This window comes from Pedobacter sp. PLR (assembly GCF_026239675.1).
In the GTDB taxonomy this organism is placed as follows: Bacteria; Bacteroidota; Bacteroidia; order Sphingobacteriales; family Sphingobacteriaceae; genus Pedobacter.
This window is the reverse complement of the sequence record NZ_JAPIVQ010000025.1, coordinates 1-2,089: the sequence shown is the minus strand read 5'-3', so window position 1 is coordinate 2,089 and position 2,089 is coordinate 1. Positions and strand designations below refer to the sequence as shown.

Sequence of the window (2,089 nt, the reverse complement as noted above, 5' to 3'; positions counted from 1 at the left end):
TTCCTTCTGATAACTTCATCCTATAACTTGCTGCGGCATAAAATGTAGAAACATCAGCCAGTTTGATCACATCCTTTTTTAACACGCTTTTCAAATTGGGAATGGAAGCCTGTACCGTCAGTTTTTCTGTGGTATAGGCTACCCCGAAATCACCATCCAGGTAAGTTTTACGGTCGTTATACTGACCTACCATCGGATCATTCGGATTGCCATAAATATCGCTGTTCTCTAAGCGCTGACTCATAAAACCCAGAGACACCCCGAAATGAAGTCCGTTGGCCTCATTGTTCAGTTTCAAATGATAGGCATAAGTCCCGACTACCCGCGTTTGTCTTTGCAGACCGGCACTTTCATTGTAAACGTTTAAACCCAGGCCTACCTTATTAAAACCATAGTCGGCGGTGATATTCTGCGTTAGCGGCGAGCCCGGGACATTGCTCCATAACTTACGATAGGCGGCATTCAGTTTCAGGCCCTGATCGGTACCTGCCATAGCTGGATTGATCAGGTACTGGTTGCTGTAGTATTGTGCGCCTAAAGGATTAAGCTGAGCTTTAGCGGTACTACCTATGGCAAAAACCATAAGTAGCCCTAAGCCATATTTATAAATATTTTTCATCTTGTTGATGTTTAGGTCGGTGGTTGTTAAAAAAACTGCGCTTCTCATTAGTTCTCTCTTACAATAGTGATAAAGCCTTTGAATTTCAAGCGGTCTTTACCGAAATCGATGACGTAGAAATAAGTACCTTCAGAAAGTGGCATGCCATTCAACATCCCGTCCCAGGTATTGTCATAGCTTTTCTTGCTATAAACTGATCTTCCTGATTTGTCAAATATTTTCACCTCATTATTCGGGTAGAAATCAATGTTATCAATGATCCACTTGTCGTTGTATCCATCTCCGTTCGGCGATAAAATATTAGTGGCTTTGACGGTCATCAGGTCATCCTGCACATTTACAGTAAAGCTTTTCTGTTCTGTACAACCATTGGCATTGCTTACGGTTACCGTATAAGTGGTCGTTTCTCTTGGTCTCACGGTTAAGCTGGCTGCATTCTGACCGCTGATTGCGCTGTTGCTAACTGCCCAGATATAAGTGCTGCCTCCGCTGGCGGTCAATACCACTGTTTCCCCTTTACTTACTGAGGTGCTGTTAGCATTGTTATTATCGCCTTTGCTGGCACTAATGGCAACTATCGGTAAGGCATTTACAGTCAGCACAAAGGACCTGCTATACGTATCTACACCACCATTGTCGGTACCACCGTTGTCTTTTACGGTAACGGTAATCGTACTGATTCCCGAAGCACCGTTTTTAACGCGGTAGCTGATTGTTTCTTTTCCGGAAGCGAATCCTGAAGCTGAGGAAACCGTTAGGCTTTGCAACAGTGCCGCATTGCTACCGGTTACGGTAATGCGGGCGTTTTGTCCAGTTTCCGGACCGGAGCTGATCCCTGTTAAATCGATAGTTTGCGACCCGGTTGTGTAGCAAATCGCCAGATTGGTAATCGCGTCCAGTGTTGGGATTTCATTGACATCGCTCAGGTTGATCGTAAAACTTTTATCCAGAGAGAAACCATGTTGAGTGGTGCTTCTGATCAGGACACTGTAAGTCTTTTTATTTTCATAATCCAGACTTGCTGCGGTTAACAGCTGATCCCCTGAAATGCGGAAAGCAGGATTGTCTGCGTCGCCGGTTCCAGTCACTAAACGATAAGTAAAGGTAGCCTGTGGATCATCAGAAGTACTACTTAAAGTACCTGCTTTAGTTCCTGCAACCTGGTTTTCATAAAGAGTAATTCCTGCAAACAGCACTGAAGTCGGGGCGCCTGCACTTACCGTTAACACCCCGTTTACCGGCGTAATCAAGTAATTCAAGGCAGTTGCTCCGGAAGGCACAATCGGATAAGTTCCAATCGGACTGGCAACTGTGGCTACAGAAGTATATACTGCCGGACTAATCAGTACGGAAGCATCTTCTCCGTTTACAAAACCAGCATACTGGCCGGTGAACACCGGATTTGCGGTGCCAGCAAATTTCGATTTCGCATCAGCCGTAACGGTTAAAGGAGCAGGGGCAATGTTTAAG

The 2,089-nt window shown here is 45.1% G+C and carries 2 protein-coding genes; both read right to left on the bottom strand.

The annotated features are described in order from the left end of the window. On the bottom strand, window positions 1-619 hold a 619-nt coding region (locus OQX61_RS24180), incomplete at its 3' end, for a PorP/SprF family type IX secretion system membrane protein (protein WP_265844417.1). 47 nt (window positions 620-666) lie between these two features. Beyond that, window positions 667-2,089 (bottom strand): gliding motility-associated C-terminal domain-containing protein (locus OQX61_RS24175; protein WP_265844415.1); only part of this gene is annotated, 1,423 nt, incomplete at its 5' end.